Genomic DNA, 15,561 nt, shown 5'->3' with positions numbered 1-15,561 from the left:
TAAATTCTCCCACCGGGGGTCCGAAAAGGATCCGGCGGGAGGGCAGTTGCCGGGGAGACCGTAGAATGAACAGCGGATGGGTTGACCAGGCGGCCGCGCGTCACGCAAGTGGCTCGAGGAACGTCCGGGCTCCGCAGGGCAGGGTGGTGGGTAACGCCCACTCGGGGTAACCCGCAGGCCAGTGCCACAGAGAACAGACCGCCTGCAGGCGGCGCGTGCGTGCACGGGCTGCAGGGCAGGTAAGGGTGAAACGGTGGTGTAAGAGACCACCAGCTTCCCGGGTGACCGGGAAGGCTAGGTAAACCCCACTCGGAGCAAGGCCAGACAGGGCACGTTTGAGGGCTGCTCGCCCGAGTGTCCGGGTAGGCTGCTGGAGGGCGTCGGCAACGGCGTTCGTAGATGGATGGCCGCTACTCCCGCGTTGGCAACGGCGCGGGAACACAGAACCCGGCGTATCGGTCAACCCATCCATCCACACCGCAGGGAGTATCCTTGAGCCCCCGCGGCCTCGCCCCGGGTTGAGCCCCCGAAGGGCCGGGTTGCCCCGCAACGCCGGGAGACCCGCAAAGCCGGGCATTCTTCGCGGGCAAACGAAAGCGGCGCCCGGCACATTGTGGTGCAGGACGCCGCCGAAAAGACCGGTCAGAGAATCAGGCCTAAGCCTTCCGCTTCACCCATCCCCAAACCCCGGTTGCCACAAACAGGACCAGGCCAATGACGGCCAGCCAAAGCAGGCCCTTCACGGCAAAGCCAAGAATCGAAAGAACGAGCCAGATGATAAGTAGTGTGATTATTAGTCCCATACGAACATCCTACGGGGCAAGGCTCCCGATCCGCGGACTCTAGGGTCCTGGCAGGTCCTGCCGGTCTTCGCCTCGGCAGGATGGCCACTCACGAATGGACCTCCACGCTGAACCTCCTCGCGGCAGCGCTGGAGGCTGAAGCAAATGCTTGACATCATCCCGGCGGCACCAGAGACTGCAGTGAACGTTTCAAGCAACGGTGCAGCCAACCAGAAGCTAGGAGTCAAAGTGCCGGATGAGGAAGCATACGACTACGTCATTGCCGGGGGCGGCAGCGGTGGCAGCGTCCTGGCCGGCCGGCTTAGTGAAGACCCCTCCGTGCGGGTCCTCCTGCTCGAGGCGGGCAGGTCCGACCGGCACCCGTTCATCCACGTCCCCGCGGGATTCCCGAAACTCAAGGGCGGGCCATATCAGTGGGACTACGCAAGCATTCCGCAGCGGCACAGCAACGGCCGCCGCATCCCGCTCGCCCAGGGCCGCGTGCTGGGCGGCGGCGGGTCCATCAACTCGCAGGTCTTCACCCGCGGCGTGGCCGAAGACTATGACAGTTGGGTGACGGATTTCGGCTGCGAAGGGTGGTCTGCCGATGAGGTGGGCAAGTACTTCGTGCGTTCGGAGTCGAACAGCCGGCTCTCGGCACCGCACCACGGGACCACCGGGCCGCTCGGAGTTTCTGACCTGCTGCGCCCGCACAAGCTCTCGGCGGCCTTCGTGAAGGCGGGGCAGGAATTCGGGCTGCCCTACAACAGCGACTTCAACGGTGCCGAGCAGTACGGCGTCGGCTTCTACCAGACCACCACGAAGGACGGCCGCCGCTGCAGCGCGGCAGTCGCCTATCTCAAGCCCGCCCGCAAGCGGCCCAATCTCACCATTTGCGCCAACGTGACCGTCTCCAGGGTGATCATCCGGAATGGCCGGGCCGTCGGAGTCGAGGCGATCGAAGGCGGCAGCGCGCGAACGTACAGCGCCAACCGCGAGGTGATTGTCTCTGCCGGCGCCTTCGGTTCGCCCAAGCTGCTGCAGCTGTCGGGCATCGGCGACCCGGCGGATCTTGCCGCAGCCGGCATCGACACCGTCCACGCCCTGCCCGGCGTCGGCAAAAACCTGCACGACCACTGCGATGTCGACATCGTCTACGAACTCAGGGACTACCACAGCCTGGACCGGCTTAACCAGATGCGCCCCGCGACGGTCCTGGCCGGCGTCGAGTACCTTGCTTTCCGTTCGGGACCGTTCGCTTCCACCCTGGTCGAGGCCGGGGGCTTCAGCTACGCAAACAAGGACGAGAAGAGCCCCGACCTGCAGTTCCACTTCCTGCCCGCCGCGCGGGTGGGGACCGGCGCAGCAGCCCTGCGGCCCGGATTCGGGGCCACGCTGAACTCGTACTTCCTGCGGCCCAGGAGCCGGGGAACGGTGCGTCCCGCATCCTCCGACCCGGCACAGGCGCCGCTCATTGATCCGAACTACCTCGCCGACGACTACGACCTCGAGATGGCCATCGCCGGGGTGCGGCAGAGCCGCGAGATCATGGAGCAATCATCAATGGCCGCGCTGGTTAAGGCGGAGCATATCGGCGACGGCACACGGGTGGAAACCGTCGACGAGTACGTGAAATTCGTGCGCTCCTACGGGCGGACCTCGTACCACCCGGTCGGCACCTGCGCCATGGGAACCACCGACGAGTCTGTGGTTTCGCCGCGGCTGAAGGTCCATGGGCTGGAGGGGTTGCGCGTCGTTGACTCTTCGATCATGCCCCGGCTAGTGAGCGCCAATACACAGGCACCGACCATCATGATCGCGGAAAAGGCCGTCGATATGATCCTTCAGGACGCCAGGTAGGGGCTAGTGAGCCAGTTGCTCCGCCAGCTCCCATGGCGTATCGGTGAAAACCCCGTCGGCTCCTCCTGCGCGCAGGCGTGATGCGGTGGCTTCGTCATTGACTGTGTACGCCCATACGGTCAGCCCGCTGTCCTTGAGCTTGCGCAGGTAGCCCGCGCTGACACCCTGGGACGGCCCGACATACCCGATTCCGCTTGAGCGGATCGACGCCGGATCAGGCTCGTCCCCGTCCCGCAGGAGATACAGCACCTGAAGCCCGGACCGGGCCAGGGCCCGGGCGGCGGGGAAGCTGAACGTCTGCGCAACCACTTTCTCCTGGACGCCGCGCGCCAGGATGGACTCCGCGAAGGCTGCCAGGTCGATGGTGGGGTCCTTGACCTCGGGGACCAGGACGTTGCGGCCGCCGTACAAATCCAGCATGGCTTCCCACGTCGTCGGAGTGCCCTCGGGACCACCCAGCGGGTGCCGTATGCGGGCCGCTTTCCACTGGTCCAGGGTGATGCCGGCGGGCCGGCCGGTGACGCCGGACATGGTCCGTTCGGCGGCGTCGTCGTGCAGTGGAACCAGCGTCCCGTCCTGGAGTCGCCGCAGGTCTGTTTCGATCGGGAATGCCGTTTTGCTCACGGCCTCGAAGGCCTCGGCGGAGGACTCAGGGTAGACCAGCGCCCCGCCGCGGTGCGCCACCAGGGTAAACGCCGCCGGCGGCGTCGCCACCGGGGCCCGACCTGACGACGCGGGACCTGACGACGCGGGACCTGACGACGCGGGACCTGACGACGCCGGAACTCCCGACGCCGTACCCGCCGACGCCGGAACCTCCGGCGGAGCCGCCGAGGTGCAGCCGGTACACAGCAAGACCCCCATCAGGAGTGCCCCAATCTTGAACATCGCCCCAGCGTATCCGGCTGCGCGCTGTGTGAGTCATTTCACGCGTCACCGGGGACCGGACTGAGCAGGGCCGCCGGTACACTAGATGCTGAACGTAGAAGTTCTGCCGCCGGGTCTGCGTTCGCAGCCGGTGGCTTTTCTTTGCTCGACACAGGCGCCCGGGGTGGACCGAATCCCCGCCGGCGCCGAGGTGCCGGACACCCTCCGGCGGCCGACTTCCGCATACGACGTCGTATGCAGTGGATTCTAGGAAGGTATTTCTGTGAGCCAGACGTCAGATTCTTGTCTTGATACGTGGATGGGCCGGGAGGCGCTCGCTGAGGCCATGATCCCGGTGATCGGCCGGCTGTACCGCGAGAACAATGTTGTCACCTCCATCCACGGTCGCAGCCTGATCAACAAGTCCACCATGAACATCCTTAAGGCGCACCGCTTCGCCCGCCGGATGAGCAAGGAAGAACTGCGCCTCGAGGAAACAGCTCCGCTGCTGGACGCCCTGACCAAGCTTGAGCTCGGCGCTGCTGCCATCGACATTGCCCGCCTCACCGAGAAGTACCGGGTCGAAGGAAATGGCGCCACCCTGGACCAGTTCCTCCGTGCGGAACTTGCCGAGGTTGTTGGCAAGCGCGGCGGCGACGACCGCACCAGCACCGACGTCGTCCTCTACGGCTTTGGCCGCATCGGCCGGCTCCTGGCCCGCCTCCTGATCGAGAAGGCCGGCGGCGGCCACGGACTGCGACTGCGCGCCATCGTGGTGCGCCGCGGCTCAGACAACGACCTCGCGAAGCGTGCCAGCCTGCTGCGCCGCGACTCGGTCCACGGCTCCTTCGAGGGCACCATCAAGGTGGACCTCGAGAACGACACCATCACCGCCAACGGTGTCCAGATCCAGGTCATCTACTCGGACAACCCCGCGACGGTTGACTACGCCGCCTACGGCATCCACGACGCTCTCGTCGTCGACAACACGGGACGCTGGCGCGACGCCGAGGGCCTGTCCCAGCACCTTCAGAGCAAGGGCGTTTCCCGCGTGCTGCTCACCGCGCCGGGCAAGGGCGAACTGAAGAACATCGTGCACGGCATCAACCACGGCACCATCACCGACTCGGACAGAATCGTCTCCGCGGCTTCCTGCACCACCAACGCCATCACCCCGGTGCTGAAGGCGATCAATGACCGCTACGGCGTGGTCCACGGGCACGTCGAGACGGTCCACTCCTTCACCAACGACCAGAACCTGATCGACAACTTCCACAAGGGCGACCGCCGCGGACGCTCCGCCGCGCTCAACATGGTCATCACCGAGACCGGTGCAGCCAAGGCCGTAGCGAAGGCCCTGCCGGAACTGCTGGGCAAGCTCACGGGCAGCTCCATCCGCGTCCCCACCCCTGATGTGTCCTTGGCCATCCTGAACCTGAGCCTGGAAAACGGCACCACCAAGGACCAGGTCAACGACTACCTGCGGGAAATGTCGCTGCACTCGGAACTGCGGAAGCAGGTCGACTACATCGATTCGCCCGACGTTGTCTCCACGGACTTCGTCGGCTCCCGCCGCGCCGGGATCGTCGACGGCCTGGCCACCATCTCCAACGACAAGAACCTCGTGCTCTACGTCTGGTACGACAACGAGTTCGGCTACAGCTGCCAGGTGGTCCGCGTCATGGAGGAAATGGCCGGCGTGAACCCGCCGTCATTCCCGGCCAAGGATGCCGCAGCAACCCTCGAGGCGGCCGGCCTGCCCGTCGAGGTCACGGCCTGACGGCACGTCGCTGACTTTGTTCCGACTTTCCCGGCCGGTCCTCTGGAATCGGCCGGGAAAGGGCACCACAATGGTGCAATGGAACAGAACTCTGCAGTAGAGCACGAAACCACCCTGGAACACGCGCTCGACGTCGCGCGGCGGAACGTCAAGGAAGCCAAACGGCTCCTCGACGACGCCCATGCCAAGCATGCGGCTGGTGAGGTCGACGAGGCGCGGGTCCAGCAACTTGAATCTCTGATGGCCCTCGCCAACGAAGACCTTGTGCGCGTGACGAAAGAGAACTAACGGGGCACCTGTCCTCCACACTGTGGACAACGGCCCCGGCGGCGGGCACCGGGCCTAAGCTTCGGGAGTGGAAAGAGTTCGCACCGCCCCGGAACGCCCCGGCCCCCACGGCGCGACCCGGAAAAGGCACGCCGGGGGGCATTCTGCCGGGATGAGCGCGTGACCCTCACCTGGGCCGAATACCGGCGGGCACAACGGCGGTCCCGCCAGGCGTGGGTACTGTTGACCGCCGCCGCAGTCGCGCTGGTCGCAGGACTGGGCTGGTTCTTCACCGCCGGGCAGTTTGCCGTAGTCGACGCGCCCGCCGATGGACCCCGTGAGGCGCCCGTGCTGGCAGCCGGCTGGATGAACGCCGTCCCGTCCGTCCGGCCCGTTCCACCGGGCCCGGCCGCGGGGCTGCTGGAAACGCTGCAAGTCAAAGGCCGCGCGGCCCAGGACAACTACGACCGGAGCGCCTTCGGCCAGGCCTGGCTGGACGCAGACCGCAACGGCTGCGATACCCGCAATGACATCCTCCGCCGTGACCTTCCGGACGCCGAGTTCACCGAGGGTTCCCGCTGCGTGGTGGCCGCCGGATCCTTCCGGGAACCATACACCGGCCGCCCGACCACGTTCCGACGCGGAGCCGCGAGCAGCAAGGCGGTGCAGGTGGACCATGTCGTGGCCCTGGGGGATGCCTGGCAAAAAGGGGCCCAGCAGTTGACCGCGGGGCAACGCGAACACCTCGCCAACGATCCGCTGAACCTGATCGCCGTTGACGGCCCGGCCAATCAGGACAAGGGCGCATCCGACGCCGCCACCTGGCTTCCGCCGAACAAGGCCTTCCGCTGCCACTATGTCGCCCGGCAGATCTCCGTCAAGGCAGCTTACCGGCTGTGGGTTACCCCCGCGGAGAAGGAGGCGATGATGCGGATCCTGGGTTCCTGTCCCGGGCAGCAGACGATTGCTGCGGCTGCTCAGTGAACTTCAGCCATGGACATCGTCGAATATCCGTTCGGCACTGAGCCGGAACAGCACGCGGTTGCCACGGCAGGAATCAGGGCGGCCGCCAGCCTGGCCGGGCCCGGCTTCACAAGGCCGTGCTCCCGTCCAGGGCGTGGGCGGCGAGTTCGGCTTCCAGCCGTTCGACGTCCCCGCGGTGGCAGAGTTCGGTGGCGAGTGTGGTCACCGTGGCGCTTCCGGCGGCGACGGCGGCCCGGAGCGCCTCCTCGAGGTTGCGGCCCTGGGCCAGGCGGAGCACGAAGGCGGCCAGGAAGCTGTCGCCTGCTCCAACGGTGCTGGTCACCTTCACCCGGGGCACGGCCATCCGCAGAATCCCGGATTTCGAGGCGAGCACGGCTCCTTCGCCGCCGAGCGTCAGGGCGACGTGTTCCGCGGAGCCGTCCGCGACCAGCGCCGCAGCCGCCTCGACCTGGCTTTCGTCGCCCGCCAGGGTCGTGCCAAAGTGCAGCCCCAGCTCCCGCCGGCTCGGCTTCACCAGGAAGACACCTTCGGCGAGGGCTTCGGCCAGGGCCGGTCCGGACGCGTCCACGATGCAGCGCGCATCCTGCTGCCGCGCCAGCCTGGCCACCCGGGCGTAGAAGTCCTCCGGGACGCCCGGCGGCAGGCTTCCGCTGGCCACGACATACCCACCCACGGGAATCGAATCCGCCACGAGCGCCAGGAACAAACGCCACTCGGGCTCACTCAGCTCGGGGCCCTGCAGCACGAAGCGGAACTGCTTTCCCGTCGTCGTCTCATCGACTGTGAAGTCCTGGCGGGTGCTCCCTTGGATCGGCACGGCCAGGGTGGGGACGCGTTCGGCTTCGATGAGCCGGCGGTACGCCTCGCCGGTGGGTCCCCCGGCGGTGTAGACCGCCAGGGTCCGGCCACCGAGGCGCTGGACCACCCGGGAGACGTTCACGCCGCCGCCGCCCGGGTCCAGGCGGCTGGTGCCGCAGCGCAGCTTGTGGCCGCTGATGACCTGCTCCGTTGCGGTGCTGACGTCAAGCGCGGGGTTTACGGTGAGCGTGAGGATGGGCTGCATCGCCATCGGTCGGGGGGCTTCCATGGCCCAAGCATAGGAGCATGGCGTCACCCGTGTCCCCGGCTGGACGTCCCCTTGTGCCGCAGTCGCCCGCTCCGCGAGAATGGGCGCGGCAGGATATGCGACACGATATGCGGCACGAAAGTCCGCCGCAACGAGTGGATCGGGAACCATGGCACAACGCAAGGACGGCGACGGCAGGTCCGGGTCCGGCAAGGTGAAGTCTGGCAGGAAGGGCGGGAAGGGGCGCGCGTCGGATCGGTCCGGGCGGTTGCCCCTCAGCGTCTATGAGGCCGAACTCTTCCGGCTCCAGGCCGAGCTCGTGGCCCTGCAGGAATGGGTCCGCAGCACGGGCGCGCGCGTGCTGGTGATCTTCGAGGGACGCGACGCCGCCGGCAAGGGCAGCGCGATCAAGCGGGTCACGGAGTACCTGAACCCGCGCGTTGCCCGCATTGTGGCGCTGCCGGCCCCGACGGAGCGGGAGCGCGGGGAGTGGTATTTCCAGCGCTACGTGCAGCATCTTCCCGCCGCCGGGGAGATCGTCCTGATGGACCGGTCCTGGTACAACCGGGCCGGCGTCGAACATGTGATGGGGTTCTGCACCCCGACAGAGCACAAGCGCTTCATGGCCCAGTGCCCGGTCTTTGAACGCCTGCTGGTCCAGGACGGCATCCTGCTGTTCAAATACTGGTTCTCGATCAGCCACGCCGAACAGGAACGGCGCTTCAAGTCCCGGCTGGATGATCCGATGCGGCAATGGAAACTCTCGCCGATGGACCGGGAGGCGATCCTCCGCTGGGAGGACTACTCCCGGGCCAAAGACGACATGTTTATGCAGACAGATACCGCCGAATCGCCCTGGTATGTGGTCGAGGCGGAGGACAAGCGCCGGGCGCGGATCAACCTGATCGCCCATCTGCTCTCCAGCATCGACTACACCGAAGTCCGGAGGGAGCCGGTGACCCTGCCGGAAAGGCCGAAGGCAGTGAACTACACGCGCCCGCCACGGGACCTGTTCCGTTACGTTCCGGACCATGCCTCCATCCTGCAAAAAGCGGAAGAGTAGCCTGCGGGCCAGGGAATCCTCAACCGGCCGGGTGCCGCCGGCCGTCCCGGGAAGGTAGGGTACCGGCATGGACATCATCCTGGTACCCGGATTCTGGTTGGACGCCTCTTCCTGGGAGGAGGTGACCCCTGCGCTGGTTGCGGCCGGGCATCAGGTCCACCCCCTGACGCTTCCCGGGCTGGAATCGGCCGGCGCGCCGCGGGCCGGCATCGGGCTGCGCACCCACGTCGATGCCGTCGTGGCTAAGATCGATGCCTTTGATGCCCCGGTGGTCCTGGTGGGCCATTCGGGCGGAGGAGCCATCATTCACGGCGCCGTCGACGCCCGCCCGGACCGGGTCGTCCGGGCCATCTACGTTGACAGCGGTCCGCTCGGCGACGGCGGCGTCATCAACGATGACCTCCCGGATGACGGCGACGAGATCCCGCTTCCGCCGTGGGAGTTGTTCGACGATGAAGACCTCACCGATCTTGACAGTGACCTGCGGGCGATGTTCCGGGCACGTGCCATCCCGCAGCCGAAGGGTGTGGCCCAGGACCGGCAGCGGCTCCACGACGAGCGCCGCTACGACGTCCCGGCGACCGTCATCGCCTGCGAGTTCCCCTCCGCCATGCTCATCGAAATGATCGGGGCCGGGCACCCCTACGTCGCGGAGCTTGGGCGGGTCCGCGACGTCGACTACGTGGACCTTCCCACCGGGCACTGGCCGCAGTTCACCAAGCCGGCGGAGCTGGGCGCGGCGATCCTGGCCGCCGTCGACCGGAGCGCGTGAGCTAAGGACCTTAGTGCCCGAACGGGTCCGGATCCACGCCGGGCATCCAGGTCAGCCCGGGCACGCCCCAGCCGCTCTTCTTCGCCTGCCTCATCGCCTTGCGGGCATAGCGGTCGACCAGCCGGTTGACGTAGAGCTTGCCGTCGAGGTGGTCGTACTCGTGCTGGATCACCCGGGCAAACCAGCCCGTCGCCTCGAAATCGACCGGGTTGCCGTCCCCGTCGAAGCCCTGCACCCGGGCCCACTCCGCGCGCTGGAGCGGGTACTGTCCGCCGGGGAAGGACAGGCAGCCTTCCTCGTCCTCGTCCGGATCCGGCAGCGCGCCGGAAATCTTGGAGAGGGTCAGCACCGGGTTGACGACGACGCCGGACGGCGGCGCGCCATCGTCGTTGTCGTACTTGTAGATAAACAACCGTTTGCCGACTCCCACCTGGGGCGCGGCGAGACCGACGCCGTTGGCCGCGTCGTTGGTCTCGAACATGTCGGCGATCAGCGTCCGGAGCTCGTCGTCGAAGGCTTCAACCTCGGCGGCCCTGCGGTGCAGAACGGGCTCGCCCCAGATCGTGATGGGCAGAACGGTCATATCAGGAAAGTTCCTCTGGTGCTGTGTTGAGGGGCGGGTCAGTCGGCGATGGTGCGGCCGATGACGTCGCGCATGATTTCGTTGGTGCCGCCGAAGATGGTCAGTAGCCGGGCAGCCAGGAAGGCCTGGGCCACGGGGTATTCCAGGATGTAGCCGTAGCCGCCGTGCAGCTGGAGGCACCGGTCGGTGACTGACTTGGCGCGCTCGGACGCCCACAGCTTCGCGCGGGCGGCGGAGGCGGCGTCGAGCTCCCCGGCGTTGAAGGCCCGGATGGCCTGGTCCACGTAGGTTTCGGTGACCTCGACCTCGGTGAGGATGTCGGCGAGTTCGAAACGGGTGTTCTGGAAATCGATGATCCGTTCGCCGAAGGCGTTGCGGTCCTTCGTGTAGCGGACGGTCGCCTCGTAGATGGCACGGACGACGGCGGAGCTCGCCACGGCGATCGCGAGCCGGCCCTGGGGGAGCTGCTCGGCGGCATATTGCAGGCCCTTGCCCTCGTCGCCGACGAGGTCCGCGTGCGGCACCCGGACATTGTCGAAGAACAGCTCGGCGGTGTCCGAAGCCTTCAGGCCCATCTTGTCCAGCTGCTTGCCGGTGGCGTAGCCCTCACCCTTGCGGACCATGAACAGGGAGAAGGAGTCCTGCTTGCCCCGGCCGGTGCTGCCGTCGGTGCGGGCCAGGACCAGCGAGGCGTCCCCGGAGATGCCGTTGCCGATGAAGGTCTTCTGGCCGGTGATCAGCCAGTCGTCGCCGTCGCGGACGGCCTTGGTGCGGATGCCGCGGAGGTCCGAACCCGCGCCGGGCTCGGTCCAGGCGATCGAGGTAACCGTCTCGCCGGAGACCATGCCGGGAAGCCAGCGGCCCTTGAACTCGTCGGAGCTGTAAGCCAGCAGGTGGGGGAGGACCATGTCATCGTGCAGGTGGAAAGCCAGTCCCACGGCGAGGTGGTTGCTCCTGGCGAATTCCTCGTCCAGCACGGCGCGGAAGCGGTAGTCGTCCATGCCCATGCCGCCGAACTCCTCCGGCACGGCCAGGCCCAGCAGGCCCTGCTCGCCGGCCGCTGTCCACAGGTCCCGGGACATCATGTGGTCCTGGTCCCACTGGGGGTAATGCGGCGCCACGGCCCGGGTGTTGAACTCGGTCGCCATCTCACGGAACATCTCGTGGTCTTCTTCAAAAAGCGTGCGCTTCATCGCGTTTCCTTCCGGTCACGATTCCATGGACAGACAACAAAGGCCGCACCGGATATCCGGTACGGCCTTCGTCTAAGGTCGGACAATTACTGCCGTCCTTCATGAGGGTGAGCGACGGGGGTTGAACCCGCGACCTCCTGGACCACAACCAGGCGCTCTGCCAACTGAGCTACGCCCACCATGTGCCCCGCCACGCCGTCCGGCGGACCGGCTGGCTGAAAAGGCAACGACAAATAGCTTACCTGCTCTTGAGGGGTGCTTTTGCCACTTTTCGGCATTTCGCCAAAATTTTCCTCAAACGTGGCGCAGATTACTAACGGGCAGCCCCCGGGAGTTACGCCCCCGGCGTCACGGCGGGGGCATCGGCGGTTGCCTCGGCGGGGGCCGGTTCGTCCGCCGTTCCCATAACCTTCCGGGCGATACGCTGCGCTGTGGCGCTGTCCGGCCCCGGTGCGGGGACGAACACGGCCTCGCGGTAGTAGCGCAACTCATCGATGGAATCCTGGATGTCGCCGAGGGCGCGGTGCCCGCCGAGCTTCGCGGGGGACTGGAAGTAGGCCCGCGCGTACCAGCGCCGGGAGAGTTCCTTGATGGTGCTGACATCGATGACCCGGTAGTGCAGGTGTTCCACCAGTTCGGGCATGTCGCGGACCAGGAAGACGCGGTCCGTTCCCACGGAGTTGCCGCCCAGCGGGGCTTTCTTGGGGTCCGGCACCCACTTCTTGATGTAGTCCAGGACGATTGTCTGGGCCTCCGCCATGGTCCTGCCGTGGGGGAGTTCGGCCAGGAGGCCCGAGCGGGTGTGCATGTCGCGGACGAAGTCGTTCATCTGCGCCAGGGCCGCGTCATCGGGTTTGATGACGACGTCCACGCCGTCCCCGAGGATATTGAGCTCCGAGTCCGTCACCAGCGCGGCCACCTCGATGAGGGCGTCGTTGATGGTGTCCAGGCCGGTCATTTCGCAGTCGATCCAGACGATGCGTTCATTAGATATAGGCACGCGCCCAGCCTACCGTTTCGTTGCCGCCGGGCGGTCCGGTGCTAGGATTTCGGGTACGCGGGCGTCGATATTTTTCGTCGTCGCGGCGTGCCCCGGGCCGGTTCCCACGGCCGGCTGAGGGTGCAGAAGAGCCCCACAACAGATTGGACGATCCTGAGATGACGGTGCCTGTGCCTGTGGCGGGGAAAACGGCTGCCGGCACGTCCCCGGCGGCGGCTGTTGCTGATGTGGACAATGCCCGCTCACCGCTGCTCGCCGGATTCGTCGGCTCCCTGTTTATGGCGTTCGGTTCGCTTGGCGTGGGCTGGCTTGCGCCGGTTTCCGAGCTCCGCCGCGTTCCGCTGTTCATCTGGATGCGCACCGAGGCCGTGGGCGTCGCCTTGTGCATCGTGCTGCTGGCCGTCGGCGGCATGCTCCTGGTCCGTGCCTGGCTCAGGTTGGGCCAGCGCGTGCGGGTCTGGGGAGCGGAGGCCCGCAAGGCCACACTGCAGGCGGTCGTGCTGTGGGGGCTGCCGCTGATGTTCTCCGTCCCGCTGTTCAGCCGGGACGTCTACGCCTATATCGGGCAGGGCCGCCTCATGGTGGAGGGCTTCAACCCTTACGAAAACGGCATCTCCGCGCTGTCGAACTATTTCCAGCTCGGGGCCGACAAGATGTGGACCGAGGCGCCGGTACCGTACGGCCAGCTCTTCCTTTGGATCGAGCAGTTCGTCGTCTGGTCCACCAACGTGCACCCGGAAGCCAGCATCATGCTGTTCCGTCTCGCCGCGCTGGTGGGGATCGTGCTGTGCATCATCTACGTGCCCAAGCTCGCCGAACTGCACGGCGTCAACCCGCACCGCGCCCTGTGGCTGACCGCCGCCAACCCGCTCTTCCTCACCAACTTCATCGCCAGCGTCCACAACGACGCCCTGATGATCGGCCTGGCCCTGGCCGGGCTGTACTACTGTGCCACCCGGCGGGTCATCCTCGGCCTGGTCCTGGTGACGCTGTCCATCTCGGTCAAGCCCATCACGATTGTCTTCCTGCCCTTCATCGGCCTGCTCTGGGCGGGAAAGAACGCCAGCTGGCCGCGGAAGTTTGTTTTCTGGGCCCTCACTGCCGGCATCAGCGTGGGCCTGCTGTACGCCATGAGTTTGGTCAACGGCTTCGGTTTCGGCTGGATCAACGGGCTCTCCGCCCCGGGCAGCATCTGGATCTGGTACGCCCCGGTCGGGCTGCTGGGCCTGATGGTCGCGTCGATTTTCAACGCTTTCGGGCTCGACGGCTGGGGGCTGGCCAAGTGGGTATACGACGCCGGGAAGCTGCTGGCCCTCGGCATCATTGCCTGGCAGATCTTCCGCGGCGACTATGACCGGCTGATCCGCCGCCTGACGCTCGCGTTCGCCGCCGTCGTCGTCCTGGCCCCGATGATCCAGTCCTGGTACGTCGTCTGGCTTATTCCGCTTTTCGCGGTCACCGGCATCCGTGACGACTGGCAGGTCAAAGCCCTGTACTTCATCGTCTCCTTCTTTATGGTGTACGCGATCTCGGACCAGCTCGAAGTCTTCCCCTACCTGCAGACCGCTGATCTGGGCCTGGCGCTGGCCCTCGCCCGCAACGCCGCCGCGATCATCGCCCTGCTCTTCGCCCTCTATCTGATCTTCCTCGACCCCAAGACCAAGCTGCTCTTCAGCAAGGCCGAGGAACCGGTCACCACCCGCCCGGTCATCTGATTTTCCGCAGGGCTTCCCGGCGGGAGAGCGGGCTCAGCGCCTCGCCGTGCCGTCCCGCGAAGTCGCGGACCCAGTCCGGGTCCGTTGCGGAATAGTCACGCAGGGCCCAGCCGATCGCCTTCCGGATAAAGAACTCGCGATCGGCCAGGTTGGGTTCGATGACGGCGGCGAGCAGGGCAGGGTCCGTCGCGGAGTTGGCGCCCAGCTGTGCCGTGATGGCCGCCCTCCGGATCCAGAAATCCGCGTCCGTGCTCCAGCGGCGGAGCACGATGGACATGTCCTCCCGGTGGCTCTGCAGCAGCCCGCAGAGCCGGTGCGAGACCCCGTCCACCAGATCCCACCAGGCGCCGCTGCGGATGATTTCCTCATACAGCGGCAGCATGCCCATCTCACCGGCGGCCAGCCCCAGGCCGGTGAGGTCGATGGCGGCGTAGCGTTCCTCCCGCCAGCTGGCGCCCCGCCACAGCCCCAGCACGGTGCACTGCAATTCGGGGAGCGAACCGGGAGGCAGTTCCTTCGCAGCGGCCCTGACGATCCGCCGCACCAACGGAACCCGCACGCCCAGCGAGGGCATCTCCGACTTCAGGTAGGCCTGCGCCCCCGCGGCCCGGGCCGGATCGGCGGCAGCCCGCAGCCCCGAACGGATCGCGGACATGAGTTCAACGTTGGCCATGGGGCAACTTTAGCCATGCCCCGGCTGGCCCTAGAGTTGAAGGCATGTCGATGATCAAGAGCCCAGCCGAGATAGCCCTGATGCGCGAAGCCGGCAGGGTGGTGGCGAACACGCTGGAGCGCGTCCGGGCTGCCGCCGCCGTCGGCGTGTCCCTGAAGGAACTGGACGGGCTGGCCGCTGCGACGATTGCCGACGCCGGGGCGACGCCGGCGTTCCTGAACTACAAACCTCGGTGGGCTTCGGTGCCGTTCGCCGGGGTGATCTGCACGTCCGTGAACGACGCCGTGGTGCACGGCATCCCCAACGGCTACCGGCTTCGGGACGGTGACCTGCTCAGTGTGGACTGCGGCGCGTTCCTTGACGGGTGGTGCGGCGACGCGGCGATCAGCTTCATCGTGGGAACCGCCGACCCCGTGGACCAGGCACTGATCGATGCCACCGACGCAGCCCTGGCCCGCGGCATCGAGGCCGCCCGGATCGGGAACAAGATGGGGGACCTCGGCTACGCGATCGGCGGGGTATCCCGCCGCGCGGGCTACGGCCTGCTCGCCGACCACGGCGGCCACGGCATCGGCACGACCATGCATGCCGAACCGCATGTCCCCAACGACGGCCGGCCCGGCCGCGGCATCAAGCTGACCGAGGGGCTGGTCATCGCAATCGAGCCGATGCTGATCCTGGGCGGCAAGGACGACTACTTCCACGACGACGATGAATGGACCCTCCGCTCGGCCAACCGCCGCCGCGCGGCCCACAGCGAGCACACCGTGGCCATCACCAAGGACGGCCCGGTCATCCTGACGCTCCCCTAGCGTCCGTTGGCACTTAGGGCTTTAGGGCTCTTGGACGGCGCCGGGCCGGGGCAGAGCCAGGCGGACGACGGCACGTCCCGGCACTGCGTCATTCACTACGTCAAAGCCGGCTGCCCGGAAGAGACCCAAGGTGCCGTGGTACAG

14 protein-coding genes, 1 tRNA gene and 1 other RNA gene are annotated in these 15,561 nt (G+C 66.9%); 9 read left to right on the top strand and 7 right to left on the bottom strand.

Annotation, left to right across the window (positions count from 1 at the left end):
* Nucleotides 1-77: 77 nt before the first annotated feature.
* Nucleotides 78-471: RNase P RNA component class A (rnpB, locus tag BJQ90_RS19130), an RNA gene on the top strand.
* Nucleotides 472-1,031: 560 nt separating this feature from the next.
* Nucleotides 1,032-2,642: a GMC family oxidoreductase gene (locus BJQ90_RS19125; protein ID WP_226761782.1), complete on the top strand. Its 1,611-nt coding sequence runs from the start codon at nucleotides 1,032-1,034 to the stop codon at nucleotides 2,640-2,642.
* Nucleotides 2,643-2,645: 3 nt separating this feature from the next.
* On the opposite strand, the gene BJQ90_RS19120 is transcribed toward BJQ90_RS19125, so the two are convergent.
* On the bottom strand, nucleotides 2,646-3,356 hold the full coding sequence (locus tag BJQ90_RS19120; protein ID WP_226761781.1) for a glycerophosphodiester phosphodiesterase: 711 nt from the start codon (nucleotides 3,354-3,356) through the stop codon (nucleotides 2,646-2,648).
* 436 nt (nucleotides 3,357-3,792) lie between these two features.
* Between BJQ90_RS19120 and BJQ90_RS19115 the strand changes: the two genes are divergently transcribed.
* The 3 genes from BJQ90_RS19115 (at nucleotide 3,793) to BJQ90_RS19105 (ending at nucleotide 6,540) form a co-directional block, all read left to right on the top strand.
* Nucleotides 3,793-5,289 carry a glyceraldehyde-3-phosphate dehydrogenase gene (locus tag BJQ90_RS19115; protein WP_226761780.1) on the top strand — a complete coding sequence of 499 codons (1,497 nt, stop codon included), beginning with the start codon at nucleotides 3,793-3,795 and terminating at the stop codon, nucleotides 5,287-5,289.
* Between the two features lie 78 nt (nucleotides 5,290-5,367).
* On the top strand, nucleotides 5,368-5,577 hold the full coding sequence (locus BJQ90_RS19110; RefSeq protein WP_226761779.1) for a hypothetical protein: 210 nt from the start codon (nucleotides 5,368-5,370) through the stop codon (nucleotides 5,575-5,577).
* A 159-nt stretch (nucleotides 5,578-5,736) separates the two neighbouring features.
* On the top strand, nucleotides 5,737-6,540 hold the full coding sequence (locus BJQ90_RS19105; protein WP_226761778.1) for an HNH endonuclease family protein: 804 nt from the start codon (nucleotides 5,737-5,739) through the stop codon (nucleotides 6,538-6,540).
* Nucleotides 6,541-6,646: 106 nt separating this feature from the next.
* Here the strand turns inward: BJQ90_RS19105 and BJQ90_RS19100 are convergent, their stop codons facing one another.
* The gene (locus BJQ90_RS19100) at nucleotides 6,647-7,627 is read right to left on the bottom strand and encodes a 1-phosphofructokinase family hexose kinase (protein WP_226761777.1); all 981 of its coding nucleotides are present in this window, start codon (nucleotides 7,625-7,627) and stop codon (nucleotides 6,647-6,649) included.
* A 148-nt stretch (nucleotides 7,628-7,775) separates the two neighbouring features.
* Between BJQ90_RS19100 and ppk2 the strand changes: the two genes are divergently transcribed.
* Together ppk2 and BJQ90_RS19090 are read left to right on the top strand one after the other, a co-directional pair.
* Nucleotides 7,776-8,669, top strand: coding sequence for a polyphosphate kinase 2 (gene ppk2 / locus BJQ90_RS19095; RefSeq protein WP_226761776.1), 894 nt, complete (start codon nucleotides 7,776-7,778; stop codon nucleotides 8,667-8,669).
* A 67-nt stretch (nucleotides 8,670-8,736) separates the two neighbouring features.
* Nucleotides 8,737-9,441: an alpha/beta fold hydrolase gene (locus tag BJQ90_RS19090; protein WP_226761775.1), complete on the top strand. Its 705-nt coding sequence runs from the start codon at nucleotides 8,737-8,739 to the stop codon at nucleotides 9,439-9,441.
* A gap of 10 nt (nucleotides 9,442-9,451) precedes the next feature.
* On the opposite strand, the gene def is transcribed toward BJQ90_RS19090, so the two are convergent.
* The 4 genes from def to orn all read right to left on the bottom strand — a co-directional run bounded on the left by def (nucleotide 9,452) and on the right by orn (nucleotide 12,175).
* Nucleotides 9,452-10,024 carry a peptide deformylase gene (gene def / locus BJQ90_RS19085; RefSeq protein ID WP_226761774.1) on the bottom strand — a complete coding sequence of 191 codons (573 nt, stop codon included), beginning with the start codon at nucleotides 10,022-10,024 and terminating at the stop codon, nucleotides 9,452-9,454.
* 38 nt (nucleotides 10,025-10,062) lie between these two features.
* Entirely contained in the window at nucleotides 10,063-11,217 is a 1,155-nt protein-coding gene (locus BJQ90_RS19080) for an acyl-CoA dehydrogenase family protein (RefSeq protein WP_226761773.1), read from the bottom strand.
* 106 nt (nucleotides 11,218-11,323) lie between these two features.
* Nucleotides 11,324-11,396, bottom strand: a tRNA-His gene (locus BJQ90_RS19075).
* Between the two features lie 155 nt (nucleotides 11,397-11,551).
* Nucleotides 11,552-12,175 (bottom strand): oligoribonuclease, encoded by a 624-nt coding sequence (gene orn, locus BJQ90_RS19070; RefSeq protein WP_413463719.1) that lies wholly within the window; start codon nucleotides 12,173-12,175, stop codon nucleotides 11,552-11,554.
* Nucleotides 12,176-12,375: 200 nt separating this feature from the next.
* Between orn and mptB the strand changes: the two genes are divergently transcribed.
* Complete coding sequence (gene mptB, locus BJQ90_RS19065) at nucleotides 12,376-13,932, top strand: polyprenol phosphomannose-dependent alpha 1,6 mannosyltransferase MptB (RefSeq protein ID WP_226761771.1); 1,557 nt, start codon at nucleotides 12,376-12,378, stop codon at nucleotides 13,930-13,932.
* On the opposite strand, the gene BJQ90_RS19060 is transcribed toward mptB, so the two are convergent.
* On the bottom strand, nucleotides 13,925-14,605 hold the full coding sequence (locus BJQ90_RS19060; RefSeq protein ID WP_226761770.1) for a DNA alkylation repair protein: 681 nt from the start codon (nucleotides 14,603-14,605) through the stop codon (nucleotides 13,925-13,927). The genes mptB and BJQ90_RS19060 overlap by 8 nt on opposite strands.
* Nucleotides 14,606-14,649: 44 nt before the next feature.
* Here BJQ90_RS19060 and map point away from each other — a divergent pair, with 44 nt between their 5' ends.
* On the top strand, nucleotides 14,650-15,417 hold the full coding sequence (map, locus tag BJQ90_RS19055) for a type I methionyl aminopeptidase (protein WP_226761769.1): 768 nt from the start codon (nucleotides 14,650-14,652) through the stop codon (nucleotides 15,415-15,417).
* Nucleotides 15,418-15,561 lie beyond the last annotated feature (144 nt).

This window comes from Arthrobacter sp. SO3 (genome assembly GCF_020532825.1).
Taxonomy (GTDB): domain Bacteria; phylum Actinomycetota; class Actinomycetes; order Actinomycetales; family Micrococcaceae; genus Arthrobacter.
The sequence above is the reverse complement of the archived record's forward strand: the minus strand, read 5'-3'. Positions and strand labels throughout refer to the sequence as shown.

What these genes read in the sequence shown, in the direction of transcription:
- mptB (WP_226761771.1), top strand. Translation starts at nt 12,376, where the DNA reads ATGACGGTGCCTGTGCCTGTGGCGGGGAAAACGGCTGCCGGCACGTCC.
- BJQ90_RS19090 (WP_226761775.1), top strand. Translation starts at nt 8,737, where the DNA reads ATGGACATCATCCTGGTACCCGGATTCTGGTTGGACGCCTCTTCCTGG.
- def (WP_226761774.1), bottom strand. Translation starts at nt 10,024, where the DNA reads ATGACCGTTCTGCCCATCACGATCTGGGGCGAGCCCGTTCTGCACCGC.
- orn (WP_413463719.1), bottom strand. Translation starts at nt 12,175, where the DNA reads ATGACCGGCCTGGACACCATCAACGACGCCCTCATCGAGGTGGCCGCG.
- BJQ90_RS19100 (WP_226761777.1), bottom strand. Translation starts at nt 7,627, where the DNA reads ATGGAAGCCCCCCGACCGATGGCGATGCAGCCCATCCTCACGCTCACC.
- ppk2 (WP_226761776.1), top strand. Translation starts at nt 7,776, where the DNA reads ATGGCACAACGCAAGGACGGCGACGGCAGGTCCGGGTCCGGCAAGGTG.
- BJQ90_RS19060 (WP_226761770.1), bottom strand. Translation starts at nt 14,605, where the DNA reads ATGGCCAACGTTGAACTCATGTCCGCGATCCGTTCGGGGCTGCGGGCT.
- BJQ90_RS19080 (WP_226761773.1), bottom strand. Translation starts at nt 11,217, where the DNA reads ATGAAGCGCACGCTTTTTGAAGAAGACCACGAGATGTTCCGTGAGATG.
- BJQ90_RS19110 (WP_226761779.1), top strand. Translation starts at nt 5,368, where the DNA reads ATGGAACAGAACTCTGCAGTAGAGCACGAAACCACCCTGGAACACGCG.
- map (WP_226761769.1), top strand. Translation starts at nt 14,650, where the DNA reads ATGTCGATGATCAAGAGCCCAGCCGAGATAGCCCTGATGCGCGAAGCC.